The sequence below is a fragment of the Alteromonas sp. CI.11.F.A3 genome, assembly GCF_032925565.1.
Taxonomy (GTDB): Bacteria; Pseudomonadota; Gammaproteobacteria; order Enterobacterales; family Alteromonadaceae; genus Alteromonas.
On sequence record NZ_CP136708.1, the window covers coordinates 1385692 to 1400951 of the forward strand.

The following is a 15260-nucleotide window of genomic DNA, read 5'->3' on the forward strand; positions in this document are numbered from 1 at the left end:
AGATGGGAAATGAAACGGTAGTGAGCATGCACAACATACACAAGAAATATTCTGGCTCTGAAATAGAGACACTAGCGCTGCAAGGTATTTCGCTTGATATACACAGTGGTGATTTTGTTGCTATTACTGGCCCCTCTGGTTGCGGTAAATCTACCTTGCTAACCATTATGGGGCTGCTAGATAGTGCAAGCGAAGGGGATTATCAAATAAGTGGTATTGATACCAAAGGGTTATCAGTAGACCAAAGAACTCAAGTACGAAATCAACATATAGGCTATGTATTTCAGTCTTTTAATCTCATCGATAGCATGACGGTTTTTGACAACGTTGCACTTCCCTTAGCGCATAGAGGCGAGAAAACAGAAGTAATAAAAGCCGCTGTTTTTGAGGCACTAGATAGAGTGGATATGCAGCATAAAATTAACTATAAGCCTAACCAGCTATCGGGTGGCCAACAACAGCGCGTGGCAATCGCCAGAGCACTTGTTGGTAAGCCAGACTTAATACTGGTTGACGAACCAACTGGAAATCTTGATACCAAAAACGGTGATGCAGTGATGAAGCTGTTGATGGAGCTAAATCAGCAAGGAGCCACCATCGTTATGGTAACGCATGACAGCCGTTATAGTGGCTTAGTAAGTCGTCAGATTCAATTGTTAGACGGTAAAATAGTGGGCGAGAAACAAATGCGTTTTGAGCATGAGCAGGGGGTTGTATGAAGCTATACATCAATGCGTTTAAACAAGGCATCGCTAAGGTTTTTATATTGTCCCGGCTAAGCTTGCCGTTAATATCAACACTGGGTTTAACCCTGGCTGCGGTTCTCACAGTGGTTGCTGTAGCCAATACTCTGCTGCTTAAACCTTTGCCTGACATAGATGAAAACAATCTTCATTACGTTGAGTTAAATCTAGAATTTAATGAAGGTCTTGTGGTTCCCTTTTTCAGCGATTTGCGACGAGTGGCCTCGGCTAAACAATATTGGGGAAAGCAATTAGACTGGGGCTATCTTTCGCCCAACAATACCAATGTTAGCATTGCAAATACCGATATCAATGTGACGTCCTTTAATGCTTCAACAGGAACGCCAGAAATACTAGGGCTTGAACTTCTCATTGGCCAAAGTAGCACCATTGAAAACGCTGAAGAAGGGATATGGATTTCAAAAAGCTTGTGGCAATCGTTTTTTGGTAGTGCAACGGATATATCGCGCATGACACTTCGCGTTGAAGGAAGTGATGTCCCCGTATTTGGTGTGTTTGACAACTACACCAGTTTAAACACGGTAAGCTTGAGTGACGATATGCCAGAACAAGTGTGGCGTTTCGAAAAGTTAGATGACAGTTTGGCGTCACCAGACACCATTACTCTTAATATGGGCCCAATTACGGTGGTGCGGGGTCCCATGAGTGCCTTACCCCAGCCTAGCGACCTAGAAAGTTGGTTTATTGATTATGCTAACAACGACATCACTGCCGAGCGCGCTCGAGACTTTTTGTTAAGCAAGAAGGTAGTGGGGCAAGTATCTAGCTATAGAGATGCCTTTATTGGTGACAGTGAGCAATTAGTTTTTGTACTTATTATTGCCATGGTCTGTTTACTGATTATGGCGTGCCTCAACTTGTTGAACCTATTTATTGCGCACTATCAAACTCGAAGTAAAGAGTTTGCGATCCAAATTTGCATGGGGGCATCTGTGGGTAAACTTCGCCGTCTAATATTCGTAGAAAACCTACCTATGTTTTTGATGGCGACTTTACTCGGACTAATATCGGCAGGGTGGTTAATTAAGATTCTACCCATATTGGCAGGGGACAACTTACCTTTGTTAGATCAAATTTCAGTCGATATGAGCAGTGTGTTGCTAGCGCTCATTTTTATTGTACTGATTAACGTTACCTTCGCCACCATTGCGCTTCTATATGTCGACAAATTGGCATTAACCGATAGCCTAAATTCAAGCGGAAAAGGCACTCCAGCGCAGCAGAAACAAATCATTAGCAAAGTACTTATGGTGTTTCAACTTTCCTTAGCGTGTGTGTTACTTACTGCCGCCAGTGTGTCGGTTAAAGATAGTTACAACAGTGCCTACCAAAGCTTGGGTTACAGTATGCCGAACGCCTACGAAGTTGGCTTGCAAGTCAGTGATGATACATGGCGAGGATCGCTTGAAGAGTTTGAAACTTACCAAGGCAGTGAATGGCAACAGTTAAGACAAGAGCTTACAGAGCGCCTATCTACTCTTGGTGGCGAGGTTTTCGATATTAATGCACTACCATTAACGGCTAATGTATCTATGAGTGCTTACCCAGACCCAGATACGGGAGATTCAGTAATGATTCGACCGTTAATGTGGGCACCAGAAATGTTGTCGGCGTTTGATATCCAATTACTTGCTGGGCGTGATTTAACCAAAGATGATATCGATCTGCCTAATGTCTTAATTTCTCAGTCTTTCGCTATCGATCGTGCAGGCGAAAGCGAGTGGATGTCTATGGTGGGGAAAGAGATTAAAATGGGAGAAGATGCTGAAGATATTTACAAGGTTGTAGGTATTGTCATAGACATCGACCCCATGCCATCAGGCACACTAAATGTAGATGCGCCGGAAGTGTACTTCAGTAGCCCAACCAGAATGAACTTCGATACACTCTCAGCGGTGGTTATTATGCCCGAAGGAGAAGTGCTAACCCGAGATGACGTAGTTAATTTGCTGGTGGGAATAGATGAACGTTTAGGGGAAGTAAGTGTAGTGTCGATGGATGAGCGCTGGGATAGCATTACACAAGCTACACGTTTGAATATGATTGTTATTGCAGGTTTAGCCGGATTAACCCTAGTGTTAGCAATTATTGGCGTTTCGGGATTAAGCCAAATGACTGCCAGCCAAAGAAGCTATGAACTTGCTGTAAGAATGGCAACCGGAGCAAAACAAATTCGACTTCTTCAATTACTCATGAAAGAGTCGTTATGGATACTGATTGTTGGCCTAAGCGTTGGCGCGATTGCCGGCGTGGTTGTTTATCAATATATTTTAGGCCTGTTTGAAAGTGCGCCTTCGCTTGACTGGACTGCCACAGCCATAATAAATTTTGCTTTGGCGCTAGCTATGTTGGTATCGGTCGCTATTCCTGGTTGGAAAGTGATTCGAAAAGATCCAATGCGCACGCTCAGAGAGTTGTAAGTCTGTTACAACGAGATTAAAGCTATAACGCTCCAAGACTATGAGGTCTTGGGCGTTCATCAAAGGTGTCAAATGCCTAGTACAAAAGGAATGGTGGTCGTTGTCGACGACGATGAAGATATTCGCTTCGCGTTGTCAATGCTGCTATCGAACGAAGGGTATCAAGTTTTAGAGGCTAACGACCCAAAACAGTTGGCTCGCATTCTTGCGCAGCAGACTCCTAATCTCGTGCTGCTTGATATGAACTTCCGCAGAGATACCACCAGTGGTGGAGAAGGGCTTGAAGTCCTTGAGCTTTTAACACAGCAAAACATAGCAACCGTACTAATGACGGCATGGGGAAATATTGAGCTTGCGGTGAAAGGTATGCAGTTAGGTGCGGCTGATTTTGTAGAAAAGCCTTGGGATAACCAAAAGTTGATTGAATTGGTCAACAAACACGTATTTGCTAATCCACAATCTCCCCAAAAAAGAGCGCGTAATACCCCCGTGGAAGGGGTCACAAAAATAAGTGCGTGGATTGCACAGTCACCCGCTATGCAAGCACTGGAAGCCATGATTGAGCAAGTTGCTGATACGCAAGCTAGTGTGCTTATTTTAGGCGAAAACGGGACGGGTAAGTCGCTGCTTGCTGAGCGTATTCATCATTTATCAAGTCGACATTCCGCACCTTTAGTGTCTGTTAATATGGGGGCTATACCCGAAAGCCTCTTTGAAAGTGAGCTTTTTGGACATGTTAAAGGCGCCTTTACAGATGCCAAAGAAGCCCGCAAAGGGCGCTTTGAATTAGCGCAAAACGGCACGTTATTTTTCGATGAAATTGGCGCGTTGCCTAACGCAGTTCAACCGAAGCTGCTTCGGGTGCTGGAAAGTAATGAATTTGAGCCGGTGGGTTCAAGCATAACGCATAGTGCAAATGTCAGAATTATAAGTGCTACAAACGCGAACTTAAATGACATGGTGGAAAGTGGCACGTTTCGACGAGATCTCATGTTCCGCCTAAATACGTTTGTGCTATTGCTACCACCTTTACGAGAAAGAAAAGAAGACATTGCTCTATTGGTAAAAAATCTTGTTGATAAATTTTCCGTGAAGTATAAGAAAAGCAAATTAAAACTAAATGACGAGGTGGTGAGACTTCTAAATGATTATAGTTGGCCTGGGAACGTGCGTGAACTCAGTCACGTTATTGAGCGTGCTGTCATTCTTTGCCGGGAAAACGTTATAGAGCCATCGCATATCATGTTGACGGATAAAAAAGCGCCGCAAGATGAGATTGATAAGCGCGCTTTGCGTTCCTTAGATGAAGTTGAATTTGATATGATCATTCACGCGCTAAAAAAATATCAGGGTCATATGAGTAAAGCTGCTTCTGCATTGGGGATCTCTCGTAACGCCTTGTACCGAAGGTTGGAAAAATACCAGCTAAACAAAGAGGACTTTGAGATTGAATAATGGAAGTTATTCGGTAGAGTTCAAGGTTAAAGCCGGACTGGCTGGCGTAGTTGTTATTTTTCTTGGTTTAGCGGCCTTTATTGGACTCACATTAAACTGGTCCTTACTGGCTATATTCACACTTCTTTTTTTTCTATCTTATCCACTATGTTGGGCAGCGTGGCGAGCATGGGATTTTTGGCGTTCATCCATCATGCGGGTAACGGCTTATGTGCAAAGCATTAACATGGGAGAGTCGGGAGTAAGCTTAACTCAGCGCGGCAAGTCAGTGCTTATTGGCGATTTAGTTCGTGAAATTAAACTACTGCAATCAACACACTCATCAAACACAGCTTCAACGCAGATGCTCACGGTATTGTTGGCGCAATTGTTTGAAGATATTCCCATTGCCATTATTCTGTTTGACGATAATTTCACGTTAATTTATGCAAACCGAGAAGCCTATGCCATTAGTGAGATAAGTTTGCTGCAAGGCATGAATGCCTCTCAGTTGGGCTTCGTTGTAAAGAATGCAAAAATCCATCATCCATCACTTTCAAAAAGTTGGCGCTCTCAGTCTAGTGCGCTTAACTACCTGCAACAATCTGCACATTTGTTTACTGCTGTGAATATCGATTCCGAATTAAAGCAAAGCGAGCAAGCCGTTCAGAAAAACCTTGTTAGAGTGCTTAGTCACGAGTTACGAAATACCCTTACGCCCATGTCGTCAATGGCCGAAACCATTCTTTCTATGCAGCAATGGGATACCGAGCAGGTACGTAAAGTACTATCAAGGGTTAAAACGCGCTCTGACGGTTTGCTTAACTTTGTTGAGCGGTTTGCTGAAGTAGCAAAAATCCCCGAGCCAAGTTATGAATACTTCGATTTAACACTCCTGATTGAGCAAACCAAAGTATTGCTAGGCAGCAATGACACGCTGAGTTTTGTGGGGCAAAAAAGCGGTTACGGTGATCCTCAGTTACTGGCTCAGGTGCTTATTAATTTGATTAAAAATGCCGTTGAATCCGTTGATGGAAAAGGGGTTAACATAGAGATTCAATTTTATATAAAAGACACCCAACAACATCTTATTGTCTCTGACAATGGCACGGGCTTTTCAAACATAGAGAACGCCATTACCCCGCTTTTCACCACCAAAACCAATGGCGCTGGTATTGGTTTGACCTTCGTTGAATCGGTTTTAAGTAAGCATGGCGGTAAACTGAAACTCTCAAATAAATCGACGGGTGGGGCTCACGTCGAATTACTATGGCCCTCGAGTAGCGTAAGCAGTGTGGCTAACTAATCACAAATAATAGGGGCAAAGTACGTTTTACGTAAAATGTACTCTACCCCTTTTTTTATTTTTCTATAACTCATCTGTACCTATATATATTACCAATATAAATATTACTGATAGTGGTGTCATGTTAGTTTAGCTCACACATTGAGTTTGATTAACATAGCGAGACAACCAAAATGAATAAATCAAAACAGCTGTTTACTCTTATCAAATCAGAAGGCGAACTAGAGGTTTCTATCAAAGAGATAGACGTTCCAGAGCCTCAGTCCCATGAAGTAGTAGTTCGTATGGAAGCTTCACCTATCAACCCTTCTGATATGTGGCCCATGTTTGGCCCTGCCAGCCTCGATAAAGCCACCTTTGATGCCAGCAAAAATGCGTTGGTTGCACCGGTGCATAAGTCAATGTTGATGCGTATTAAGTCACGCCTCGATCAAACTTTACCTATCGGAAATGAGGGGGCTGGAACGGTTGTTGGGGCAGGCGATAGCCCTGAAGCTCAGGCGTTGATGGGTAAAACGGTTTCTATTCTTACTGGCGCTGCGTACACCGAGTATGCGTGCGTTCCAGCTCAAGCATGTTTGCCACATATGGACAGCACAACGGCGCAGCAAGCAGCGTCTTCGTTTGTAAACCCGTTGACAGCATTGGGTATGGTAGAAACCATGCGTATGGAAGGGCACAAAGCCTTAGTTCATACCGCAGCGGCATCTAACTTGGGCCAAATGCTAAACAAAATCTGCTTAGAAGAAGGCGTAGATTTGGTTAACATTGTGCGTAGTCAGCAACAGGTCGATATTCTTAAAGGTTTAGGCGCTAAAATTGTGCTTGATTCTACCAGCCAGAATTTCAAAGCAGAGCTTTATCAAGCTATCGATGAGACGGGCGCTACGTTGGCGTTTGACGCCATTGGCGGCGGCGAGTTAGTCAGCGATATTCTTACCATGATGGAAGCGTCTGGCAGTAAAGATGCTAAAGGCTTCAATACCTATGGTTCAGACAGCAACAAGCAAGTGTATATCTACGGCGGCTTAGACTTCTCTCCAACTACGCTAAATCGCGCATTTGGTATGACATGGGGAATTGGTGGCTGGTTGCTAATGCGCTTCTTAGGCAAGCTAGATAAAAAGCGTGTTGGTGCACTTTATCAGAAAGTTGCTGCTGAAATTAACACTACCTTTGCGTCTTCTTACACCAAAGAGTTAACCCTTGAAGAAGCGCTGCAGCCTGAAAATGTAGCGCTATACAACGCTAAGAAAACCGGCGAGAAATACCTTATTGTTCCTAATAAGTAAATAAATAACGGGTCAGAGTTAATTATTCCAAAAAGTACTCTGACCCCATTTTATTAAAGAAAACTGGCTATTTCGTTAAGTGATTTTTTCTGCTTAGCATGAGCCGGTACGGTGGCTTCGGCTGCGGGATAGCCAGCAATAATTAGCATATAAGCCCTTTCATTTTCTGGCCTGTTACACACTTGCGTTAAAAAGTTCATGGGCTTTGGGGTATGAGTTAACGTAGCCAAACCCGCATTGTGTAGGGCAGTGATCAGCATTCCAACCGCAATGCCTACCGATTCATGAACGTAGTAATTCTGACGCCTGTCTCCGCTTTCTGTTTCACCAGACTTCTGGCTAAATACGGCAATAAGCCAAGGTGCCAATTCCAAATAGGGTTTACTTGAGTCTGTACCTAACGGTTTAAGATCTTGTAGCCACTGCTCTCCAGCACGCCCTTCATAAAACCCACGCTCATGGGCTTCTGCTTGCTCCCTTACCTGCTGTTTCACGGAAGAAGAGTTAATTGCCGCAAAATGCCAAGGCTGGTGGTTAGCACCGCTTGGTGCAGTGCCAGCCGTTAGTAGGCAATTTTCGATAACCTTTTTGTCTACAGGCCTGTCGCTAAAATGGCGAATGCTGTGGCGACGTTGCATGGTTTGCAAGAAGTCAGCGCTGCGCGATACCATTTCATTTTCTGGATATTCAACAAAGTCATCTAGCGGTGAGTGGTCGTGTGGTTGCATTTTGTAGTCTCATTTCCAGAATTAATGGGGTCAGAATATAGTAACTGAGCACATTAACCGAATACATCAGCTGAGTACATTAGCCAGAGCGGTTTAGATGAAATTAGCGTTTCATTCGATAGCGCCGTGGCTTGACGAGCTGCCTTCATATAGCGTTTCTTTCCATATCGTCCTTTCATATCTTCCTGTCCATAGCGTTCCTGCTCGCTTGTGTTTTGCTATAAAGGCTACGTTAATCGCAGGTAGATTGTGTGTGTGCTTTGCACTTATAGTAGAATAGGCATAAGCAGATCATCACGTAATCATTATGGTGTGTTATTTAACCTGAACCTCAGATAAGCAACGCCTGTAAGCCAAGCTTTCCTCTCTGTTTTTATCGCCCAGCATGGATTGAAAATAGATAGCCAATAGTTCATTAATTGAAATGTTTGGTAGGAATCACTGTGTTTTGATATTTCTTATCTAAGATTTAGGTTGGTTAGCTAATTTTTGTGGTGATTTAAAGATAATACCTACCTTCTACTTTTACATATTTGGAACACCAAATGTCAGATAAATTTTTTTTTAAAGGTCGTAAAGACGCCCGTCAAACGACCCTAACATACGGTTATGAAAGAAACGCTAGCCGTATTGCAGGCAGTAAAAAATACCCGCTTAAATTAATGGTAACCAATGAAGCTAGAAAACAAGAAGTAGATGCATTAGTGGCGGAAGCTGGTTTGTATGCAGATATTACCGTTGATACAAAGGAAGGCGCGATAGAGTCTATACAAGAATTAACAGTGTTGCTGAATAAAAAGGGTACTGTAACCGTAGAGAAAGTCCCTGCTCGTAACGACCCGTGTATCTGCGGTAGCGGTAAAAAGTATAAGAAGTGCTGCGGTTAGTAAGAATCTAAATTAATGGTGTCAGAGTACGTTATTGCTTTGCTTGAAAAGTACTCTGAACCCATCTTTGCCTTTTTTATTTGCAAGTCACACCAGAAAGCATTTCGGTTTCACCGGTTTGATTGTTGCGTAAAATGCAGTGCTTACCATCGGTCAGCAAAGTAAACGTAAACGCAGGGTTGTTGTGCCTTCCTTCAATAGGCAATCTTCGCTCATCCATATGCGCTTTGCGCTCAATGCTGACCTGCGAAGACTCAGAAAAGACATCGTCGGCAAGGGTAATTTTTACCCCGCCAAACCAACTGCTTATTTTACTCTCAATTTGCTGTTTTTGCGCTAAGTTCAAGTTGCTAGCATAAGCTTCAACCAAGTCGCTTTCTTGGTTGGGCGCGGTGGTTGCGCAACCACTTGCGAAGGCAAGTGGAATCGCAACTAAACCTATTACAGCGTTAATAATGAGGGGCTTATTAAGCGCCATTATTTGCGCTCCTCAATAACAGGTTCGTTAATTTTATTGTGTAAAATTAACGTTTCTCTTTGTGTGTTGGGGTTATCGATGGCTAGCAAAGTGCTTCCTTGAGCTTGAGCATTTTCCGAAGCACTCGCCGTATTTTCTTTACTGGTCGATGCATCGGCTAAGTCTTCTACTGAAGTCACTACTGGGCAATTTCCTGTCGCAGAATATCCTATCGCTGCTGCCAACATACCTTCTTCGGGATTACCTAGTGCTGTTGTAAAGTCGTCCTCTACAGCACAACCTGGTAGTTCAAAGTCGAAGTTGGGTGAATCTGTTGGCATAAAGCCGTCAGCATAATCACCAAACCCTTTATTATTCACGCCTTGGAATTGAATTGTAAAATAGGTTTCGCCGCAGTTGTCGGTAGGGTAAAAACCATAGGGTTTGCCACAGGTAGTAGAGCCTATTTGAATCACATCTACATCTATACCCCGTAATCCATTCATTACCGCCTCACTGGCGGAGCATGTTGAGTCTGTGGTGATCACATATACGCGAGTTAGCGACAAGCTAGGTAACAAGGTACTGGTTAATACGCCAGCATTATAGTCAATCTCATTGCTGTAAAACGGCGTGGCTTGGAGTGCCGCTCCGGTTACTGGGTTCGTTGTTGTGCTCTTATCATTAAAGCGGGTGGTTTCGAAAATAGCGTTATTGGTTTGGCTTGGCCCCGCGACCATATAGGAAACCTGAGAAGCCAGTGCCAACAAGCCACCACCGTTGTAGCGCAAGTCTATAACCAGTTCGGTTATGTTCTCTTCTACAAATAAATCAAACGCATCGATAAGATCATCTTGAGCCGTGCGAATAAAGGTATTGAACTGAAAGTAGCCGGTTTTGCTAGTATCAAGGTTAAGCACACTTACGTTTTGCACTGGCGTTACATTTATATCAGCGGATGTGATATCTACCACCAGTGGGCTACCATCAATAAGTTCGAATTCGAAGCTGGTTTCAGTGCCTGCGTTGTCGGGAAACAGTGCTTCGTTAATGGCATCTACACCGCTTTGGCTGTTGTCGTTAACGAAATCGATACCATTAATTGTAATCAATGAAGCGCCGCGAGGAACATTGGCTAGCGCTGCAGGAGAGTTCGGTTCAGTAAATCGAACCACAAGCTCACGGGGCGAAGTGTTAGCAACAAACTCCCAGTCGAAGCCGTAGCCAGAAGAAACACCGGTTTGTGTGAGTTCATTGTATTCAGCGGTATCCTGAGAAAAGTGAAAGTTATCTTTTGCAGTTCCGCTAGGGGTTAATTCGTTGGTTTTTAATTGATCGAAGTAACCCAATACCGAAAAGTTATCAGGGTTGTTGTCATCAACTTCGTCGTACCAAAGGTAGGTGTCGTTGGTCCATGAACGCAACCATAGTTTTTCTTCTAATGCTGAGCCTTGTGAATCAGGGTAAGCACTACCCGTAAAAGGATCTGTGCCTGTTCTAGGTGTTTCACACTTTGCGATGAACGTTGACTGTGATTCATAAACACCAGGCTCCCAAGACGGCCCGCTGCTTACCGGTGGTGTAGGTGTTACGGTGTTGCCGCCACCCCCTCCGCCGCCACAGCCACTTAACATGGCAACAGTTACTGCAAGAGCAACACCAGTACATTTACGCGCGTTCATCAGCATAGATTTCCCTTATCTAGTCGGCCAACAAAGCGCAGGCCTTCGAATTAAATAAATACTGCCACATCAAGATAGACCTGACTACATAGGAACTTTAAATTAATGTAGGGATTCGATAGGGGCATGATAGTGATTCCTTTATAATGGTACGTACTAAGGAGAAAGTGAAGTGAGTGAATACGCACGATATTTCAATGGCTACCCCCAGACTGTTGTTGCGCAAGCACTTCAACTAATAGCCGACAACAAGTTAAGTAATTACCTCGTTAAAAAATACCCCAATGCGCATACTATAACGACCGATAAATTACTTTATAGTTATGCAACCGCCTTAAAAAAGCGTTACGTAAAAAATGCGCCACCCTTTGGCCGAGCGGCATTTAAAAAGCAAGGTGATATGGTTACTAATGCCTTAGGTACGCATACCTATCGCATGCAAGGTAAAACACGTAAACATGACTTAGCCATTAACAGCGACTTATTGCACGCCCCCGAACCATTATTAAAGGCGCTTGTGGTACATGAACTTGCTCATTTCAAAGAAAAAGATCACAACAAGGGCTTTTATCAACTTTGTTGTTATATGGAGCCGGATTACCACCAGTTAGAATTAGATTTACGTTTGTTTTGTGTTGCGGTTGCTATGGGCGAAAATCCTTACAGATAAGTCGGCGAGCACATGTTTAAATTTGATGGGTAGAACGACTTTCGCTAATTATCCGTTGCGATGCACGAACTACCCAGCCTTTCCCTTACACAATCAAAAACAAGGTTGCAGCAGTGGCTGCGGCCATCGTGAAGTTAAAACGCTTTCTGCGCATGGGCGAACTAAGCCAAATTTTGATTTTTGCGCCCACGGCAGCCCATATAGAAATGCACGGAAACCCAATGAGCGCGAAAGCGATAACAATGGCAAGGCCAGATTCCACGTAGTGTTCACCAGGAACCGTGAACGTACCTACACTTGCCAGTGCCATCATCCACGCTTTAGGGTTAATTAATTGAAATAGTGCGCCCTCCCACCACTTAAGAGGCCCTTGGCGGGTGGTTTTCTTTATTTCAATTTCATCAGTAGGGGCGGTCGCAATTTTGATCGCCAGCCACAATAAGTACGCAATACCCAATACTTTTAACACGGTATATAAGGCGGGAAACAAAGTGAAAAGTGCACCTACGCCTAAAAGCGTACTAACCATAAGCCCTGCAACGCCTATAACTATGCCCAACATGTGTGGAATCGACTTCTTGTAGCCATACTGTGCTCCAGATGCTAATAGCATTAAGTTGTTGGGGCCTGGCGTTACTGTGCTAACAAAAGCAAAGGTAGCGAGTGCAAAAAGTAACGAAGTTTCCATGGTTTTCCTTTCCTCTAATGTTCTATTCAAACCAATAAGCGACAGTTGAGCTGCACATATATGGGCGTTATTTAGTAACGCCACAAAATAGTACATTTAAAAATGTGTATGCATCAGAGCCAAAGGTGCTAAAAATAAGCCATACAGATGGGTGGGAAAGAGCACTGTATGCTTAAATACCAATAGAACTGTATGGTAAATTCTTACTGTAAGTTAAGGTATAGTTATCTGTATGGTTGTCGTCTGTATGATTCTTATTTGTATGGTTATTGTCTATGTTGGGAAATTTAAATGACACTGTATGAGTCGCTTGCCTGTGAACTGAAAGCGCAAATAGATCGTGGGTTATTTGAGGAAGGAGATAAACTTCCCTCGGTAAGGCAACTGTCTAAAGAGCATCACGTTAGTATCGCTACAGTACAAGAGGCCTATCGGGTTTTAGAGTCTCAAATGTACGTTGAAGCGAAGCCTAAATCAGGCTATTTCGTTTCGTCAAATACCACATTGAATAACACGCCTAAAATGACCAAGCCGCCGCAACGGCCTATGGATGTGTCTCAGTGGGAAGATGTACTCAACATGTTGCTGAATACCTTTAACAAAGACAACGGTATTGAAACACGGTGCCAATTTCAGCACGCCATGCCTAATATGACCGCTAAAACACTAAAGCCACTCACAAAACGTTTGCATGAGTTAACGAAAAATCGGCCACTTGATGGCATGGTGTATGGCGATGTTAAAGGCGATCATAACCTAAGAAAGCAGCTTAGCCGTCTTACCGCTGCATCGGGTTGTAGGCTGCAGTCGGATGAATTTATTGTTACTTCAGGTTGCCAAGAAGCGTTATCAGTATGTCTTCGTGCGGTGGCCAATGCGGGTGATGTGATTGTGGTTGAATCTCCGGGTTTTTATGGTGCCATGCAAGCGATAAAAGGCGCGAATTTAAAAGCACTAGAAATACCTACCGACTCCGAAACTGGCTTGAGTTTAGATGCCCTAAAGCTGGCGCTAGATCAATGGCCGGTGAAAGCTATTCTAGTCGCCCCAACCGTCAATAATCCTCAGGGCTTTGTTATGCCCGATGATAAGAAAAAAGCGCTTTACGACATGGCCAGAGAATACGATGTTGCCATTATTGAGGATGATATTTACGGCGACATTGCCTATTCGTATCCGCGGCCAAGAACGGTTAAATCGTTTGATGAGGATGGCCGAGTATTGCTGTGTTCGTCATTTTCGAAAACCTTGGCACCAGGGTTTAGGGTAGGGTGGATAGCACCCGGAAGTTTCAGGAACAAAGTACTTCATGCAAAGTATGTTAGCAGTTCCATGTGCCCCACATTGCCTCAGTTAGCTATAGCAAGCTACATTGAACAAGGCGGTTACGATAAACACATACGGGCAATGCGACACTATTATTTAAGTGCAAGAGAGGCGCTTCGCTCTGATATTAAGCGCTATTTTCCATACGATACGTGCGTGAGTTACCCACAAGGCGGATACGTACTTTGGGTTGAACTAAATGCGAAATATGACGCGGTTAAACTGGCAGATAAAGCCAAAGAATATGGTATTTACATTGCGCCAGGGCAGCTTTTTTCGGCGACAGGGAAGTATCGAAATTGCTTACGCTTCAACTTTATTGACGGTACGCAGGAGGTTCGTACCCAAAGCATAAAATTGCTTGGCGAATTGATTGAGTCATTAACACAGTGAGCGGCAAAGCATTATGTGTTTGGTAACAAACGTACCAAACACATAATATTGGAGGGCGTAAAGTTAGTCTTTACTATCACATTCGCTTACGTCACCACCCATTTTTTTCTTCATTGCAATACAGGCTTCACGTACTTTTTCAGCGCCAGCGTCCATCATATCAGCACCTTTTTCTTTACCATCTTCATACGCATCAGAGGCCATGTCTTTGCCGTCTTCATAGGCATCTGAAGCCATATCTTTGCCATCTTCATAAGCACTTGATGCTGAATTTTTAGTCTCGTCCCAAGCATCAACTGTTTTTTCTTTTGCTTCTTCGTAGCCTTCAGCTGTCGCGTCGCCAGCTTTCTCCATTTCCATCATGGCTTCTTTTTTGGCTTCTTCTGCTGACTCTTTGTTTGACTCAGAACAGCCTACAATAGTAAGTAATAATGCTAACGCAATTGCTTTGTTTTTCATGGTGAAACTCCTTTTGCCGAATTTAGTGCAAGTGTTAAGGTTAGTTAAAATGTTGCATTCATCTATTAGCGCTAAACCAGATTATGCTGCTAGCTTATATAACTAATATTTGATATTTCCAGTCTAGCCTAAATAATCCTCAAAGTGTAAAGAGTATTGTATGTACCTACTTACTTTTTAACTAACTAACCGGCTTGATTGATGGTTGAATTTCAATTTGTGGGTCGCAGTTAATCTTATCTACAATAAATTCCCCAGTTAGTTGTGAACGGTAGGTGTGCTGTACCCATACATCTAGCGCCAACTCACAGGTGTTTATGCTTACCCAGCGCTTCCCCTTTTTGTATTGCATTTTATCGGTTAAGAAAAATGACACTCTGTCATTCTGCCAACTTTCCATTTCGAACCTCTGACCCCGTCCAATATATTCTTCTTCATCACCCGCTCGGCGTGCATGGATCCAAGCAAATTTATAGCCTGTCTTTTCCTGCTTGTGTGCTGGTGCGGATTGATTCAGTTCTAAAATGATCTTCACGTCCGCTTCAGCGAAATTGCTTTGGGGTATTGATAATATTCCGTTTAAAAAATCTTTACCCTCATACTTGAAGAAGTAGGTTTCACCTTCTTCAGTGCCTTCGCCTCCTTTCAACGATTGCCCTAGTAAGTTGTCAGTAAAAACCGATAAATTTAAGGTGTAGCTATGAACAGTTTTATGGCAATGCTTTTTATGATGGTCCATCTGAAGCTCCTTTCA

General features: G+C 43.4%; 14 protein-coding genes. 8 read left to right on the forward strand and 6 right to left on the reverse strand.

The annotated features are described in order from the left end of the window. Positions 1 to 2: 2 nt before the first annotated feature. The 5 genes from R1T43_RS05880 to R1T43_RS05900 all read left to right on the forward strand — a co-directional run bounded on the left by R1T43_RS05880 (position 3) and on the right by R1T43_RS05900 (position 7216). Positions 3 to 719, forward strand: a complete 717-nt coding sequence (locus R1T43_RS05880; RefSeq protein ID WP_211072021.1) for an ABC transporter ATP-binding protein — start codon at positions 3 to 5, stop codon at positions 717 to 719. After that, the gene (locus R1T43_RS05885) at positions 716 to 3184 is read left to right on the forward strand and encodes an FtsX-like permease family protein (protein ID WP_317353879.1); all 2469 of its coding nucleotides are present in this window, start codon (positions 716 to 718) and stop codon (positions 3182 to 3184) included. Before R1T43_RS05880 ends, R1T43_RS05885 begins: the two co-directional genes overlap by 4 nt. Positions 3185 to 3256: 72 nt before the next feature. Continuing rightward, entirely contained in the window at positions 3257 to 4639 is a 1383-nt protein-coding gene (locus R1T43_RS05890; protein ID WP_317353882.1) for a sigma-54 dependent transcriptional regulator, read from the forward strand. After that, positions 4632 to 5924: a sensor histidine kinase gene (locus R1T43_RS05895; protein WP_317353885.1), complete on the forward strand. Its 1293-nt coding sequence runs from the start codon at positions 4632 to 4634 to the stop codon at positions 5922 to 5924. The genes R1T43_RS05890 and R1T43_RS05895 overlap by 8 nt, the downstream gene beginning before the upstream one ends. Positions 5925 to 6097: 173 nt before the next feature. Next, positions 6098 to 7216 (forward strand): zinc-binding dehydrogenase, encoded by a 1119-nt coding sequence (locus tag R1T43_RS05900; protein WP_317353887.1) that lies wholly within the window; start codon positions 6098 to 6100, stop codon positions 7214 to 7216. Positions 7217 to 7269: 53 nt separating this feature from the next. Here R1T43_RS05900 and R1T43_RS05905 read toward each other — a convergent pair whose 3' ends face one another. Next, complete coding sequence (locus tag R1T43_RS05905; protein WP_317353890.1) at positions 7270 to 7944, reverse strand: nitroreductase family protein; 675 nt, start codon at positions 7942 to 7944, stop codon at positions 7270 to 7272. 545 nt (positions 7945 to 8489) lie between these two features. On the opposite strand from R1T43_RS05905, the gene R1T43_RS05910 reads away from it, so the two are divergent. Further along, on the forward strand, positions 8490 to 8831 hold the full coding sequence (locus R1T43_RS05910) for a PBPRA1643 family SWIM/SEC-C metal-binding motif protein (protein WP_317353893.1): 342 nt from the start codon (positions 8490 to 8492) through the stop codon (positions 8829 to 8831). Between the two features lie 76 nt (positions 8832 to 8907). On the opposite strand, the gene R1T43_RS05915 is transcribed toward R1T43_RS05910, so the two are convergent. Both R1T43_RS05915 and R1T43_RS05920 read right to left on the reverse strand, forming a co-directional pair. Beyond that, positions 8908 to 9309, reverse strand: coding sequence for a hypothetical protein (locus R1T43_RS05915; protein WP_211072015.1), 402 nt, complete (start codon positions 9307 to 9309; stop codon positions 8908 to 8910). After that, positions 9309 to 10970 (reverse strand): S41 family peptidase, encoded by a 1662-nt coding sequence (locus R1T43_RS05920; RefSeq protein WP_317353896.1) that lies wholly within the window; start codon positions 10968 to 10970, stop codon positions 9309 to 9311. The genes R1T43_RS05915 and R1T43_RS05920 overlap by 1 nt, the downstream gene beginning before the upstream one ends. A 172-nt stretch (positions 10971 to 11142) precedes the next feature. Between R1T43_RS05920 and R1T43_RS05925 the strand changes: the two genes are divergently transcribed. Further along, positions 11143 to 11640 (forward strand): M48 family metallopeptidase, encoded by a 498-nt coding sequence (locus R1T43_RS05925; protein ID WP_211072013.1) that lies wholly within the window; start codon positions 11143 to 11145, stop codon positions 11638 to 11640. A gap of 85 nt (positions 11641 to 11725) precedes the next feature. On the opposite strand, the gene R1T43_RS05930 is transcribed toward R1T43_RS05925, so the two are convergent. Next, on the reverse strand, positions 11726 to 12328 hold the full coding sequence (locus tag R1T43_RS05930) for a LysE family translocator (RefSeq protein ID WP_317353901.1): 603 nt from the start codon (positions 12326 to 12328) through the stop codon (positions 11726 to 11728). Positions 12329 to 12619: 291 nt separating this feature from the next. Here R1T43_RS05930 and R1T43_RS05935 point away from each other — a divergent pair, with 291 nt between their 5' ends. After that, positions 12620 to 14047, forward strand: a complete 1428-nt coding sequence (locus R1T43_RS05935) for a PLP-dependent aminotransferase family protein (RefSeq protein WP_317353903.1) — start codon at positions 12620 to 12622, stop codon at positions 14045 to 14047. A gap of 63 nt (positions 14048 to 14110) precedes the next feature. Here the strand turns inward: R1T43_RS05935 and R1T43_RS05940 are convergent, their stop codons facing one another. Beyond that, a complete protein-coding gene (locus R1T43_RS05940) occupies positions 14111 to 14506 on the reverse strand; it encodes a hypothetical protein (protein WP_317353905.1) in 396 nt (131 codons plus the stop codon). A 181-nt stretch (positions 14507 to 14687) separates the two neighbouring features. Then, positions 14688 to 15245 carry a hypothetical protein gene (locus tag R1T43_RS05945; RefSeq protein WP_317353908.1) on the reverse strand — a complete coding sequence of 186 codons (558 nt, stop codon included), beginning with the start codon at positions 15243 to 15245 and terminating at the stop codon, positions 14688 to 14690. Positions 15246 to 15260 lie beyond the last annotated feature (15 nt).